At 75.8% G+C, this 2,265-nt stretch carries 2 protein-coding genes; one reads left to right on the plus strand and one right to left on the minus strand.

The window, feature by feature from the left end; all coding sequences use genetic code 11:
• Nucleotides 1-30: 30 nt before the first annotated feature.
• Entirely contained in the window at nt 31-879 is an 849-nt protein-coding gene (locus AB0C69_RS41450; protein ID WP_360362232.1) for a universal stress protein, read from the minus strand.
• A gap of 229 nt (nt 880-1,108) precedes the next feature.
• Here AB0C69_RS41450 and AB0C69_RS41455 point away from each other — a divergent pair.
• On the plus strand, nt 1,109-2,265 hold a 1,157-nt coding region (locus AB0C69_RS41455; protein ID WP_360362235.1), incomplete at its 3' end, for an HAD-IC family P-type ATPase.

Genomic DNA, 2,265 nt, shown 5'->3' on the forward strand with positions numbered 1-2,265 from the left:
GGCGGAAGCCGCCGGCGGGACCGGCCGGGGTCAGTGGGCGGGAACGACGGCGACGGGGCACTGCGCGTGGTGGATGACCCCGTGGCAGGTCGACCCGAGCTGGGGAGCGCTCCAGCGCCGGTCGTGGGCGCCGACCACCAGCAGGCGGGCGCTCCCCGACGCGTTGGCCAGCGCGGTCACCGGATGCTCCAGGACGATCTCGTCGGCGACGTCGACCCCCGGATGCGTGCGCCGCACGGGCTGGTAGGCCGCGGCGACCTCCTTGCGCAGATCGTCCTCGATCTGGTCGGCGTCGACGGCGTAGCCGGCCTCGATCAGCGTCGCGAACGTCTGCCACGCGTGGACGACGCGGAGGCGGGCACCGTGGAGCGCGGCCGCCTCGAAGGCGTAGTCGAGGACCGGATCCATCTGCCGGGCCAGGTCGATCCCCACCACGACCTCGCCGCGGTCGGCCCCGCCCCCGCGAACGATCACGACTGGGACCGCGGAGTGGCCGGCCAGGCGCAGGCTGGTGGACCCCAGCATCAGGCTGGAGAAGCCGCCCCGGCCGCGGCTGGCCACCACCAGCTCGAACGCCTTCTCCGACTGCGCCCGCAGGGCCTGCCACGCCTCTTCGGCCACCAGCTCTGTGGTGATCTCCAGGTCCGGCCACCGCTCCCGGATCCGCTCGCGCGCGGCCGCCAGGAGCGTGCGCCCCGCGCGGGTCATGCGCTCGGCGGTGTCGGGCGGCGCGAACAGCGGCGTCTTGTAGGGCCAGCTCTCCACGGCGTGGACGATGTGCAGGGGGCGCTCACGCGAGGCGGCTTCGGCGGCGGCCCAGTCGAGGGCGCCCGCCGCCTCGTCGGAACCATCGGTCCCGACGACGATCGGCTCGGACATCGGTTCTCCTCCCGGCTCAGCGGCTGTCGCTTCCTTCGGCGCGACCCCGCGCAGAGCGGCGCGGCCGCTCCTTTCCACGCTCCATCGCAGGTCACGCGCGCCCCTAGGGACTAAGGTCCCCATCTCAGGCACCCCCTCGTCCCGCCGGTGACGAGCCGACCGCCCCTGCGGCCCCCGGTCGCGGCCTGCAAGCGTGGACGGCACGGACTCACACAGGCGGCGAGGTGGGATGTCGGTCAAGGGCGCGTTCACGCGCAACGCTCACGAGACGCTCTTCGCGCTGACCGGCGGCGCGCTGGCGGCGGGCGCCGCGCTCCGCTGGTCGGTGGGCTCCGGCGCCGCGGACCTGGCCTGGCTGCTGGCCACGGCGGTCGCTCTCTGCCCCGCCGTGTGGTGGGTCGTGGAGGGGCTCCTGCACCGCAGGTTCGGCAGCGATGTGATCGCCGTCCTGGCGCTGGCCGGGACGATCGCGGTCGGCGAGCCCTTCGCCGGCGCCGTGATCGCCGTGATGCTCACCGGGGGCCGGCTGCTGGAGGAGCGGGCGGGGCGGCGCGCCCGCCGCGACCTCGGGGCGCTGCTGTCGCTCGCGCCCCGGGTGGCGCACCGCCGGACCGGCACCGGCCTCGACACCGTCGACGTCTCCGAGGTGCGGCCGGGCGAGCTGCTGCTGGTCCGCGCCGGGGAGACCGTGCCGGTGGACGGGCTGGTGGAGCGCGGGACGGCGGTGCTGGACGAGTCGACGCTCACCGGGGAGCCGCTGCCGGTGGAGCGCCCCGCGGGGGACGCGGTGCGCGGCGGCACGGTCAACGCCGGGGACCCGTTCGAGCTGCGCGCGACCAACGACGCCCGGTCCAGCACCTACGCCGGGATCGTCCGGCTGGCCGAGGAGGCCGCGGCCGGGAACGCGCCGTTCATCCGGATGGCCGACCGGTACTCGGCCCTCTTCATCCCCGCCACGCTGCTGCTGGCCGGCGCGGCGTGGATCGCCGCCGCCGACCCCGTCCGGGCGGTGGCGGTGCTGGTCGTGGCCACTCCCTGCCCCCTGATCCTCGCGGCGCCCATCGCCTTCGTCTCCGGCCTGTCGAGATGCGCGCGGCGGGGGGTGGTCGTGAAGGGCGGCGGCACGCTGGAGCGGCTCGCGGGGGCGCGGGTGCTGCTGTTCGACAAGACCGGCACCGTCACCACGGGCCGTCCCGCGCTCACCGAGATCATCCCCGCCGATCCGGCCCGCGGCGAGGACCCCCTGTTCCTCGCGGCCTCCCTGGACCAGGTGTCTCCGCACGTGCTGGCCTCGGCGATCGCCCAAGACGGCGGTGGTCACCCGCTCCAGGAACATGCGGTCGTGCGTGATCGCCACGACCGTGCCCCGGTGGGCGCGCAGGCGCC

Source organism: Actinomadura sp. NPDC048032, assembly GCF_040653175.1.
In the GTDB taxonomy this organism is placed as follows: Bacteria; Actinomycetota; Actinomycetes; order Streptosporangiales; family Streptosporangiaceae; genus Spirillospora; species Spirillospora verrucosospora.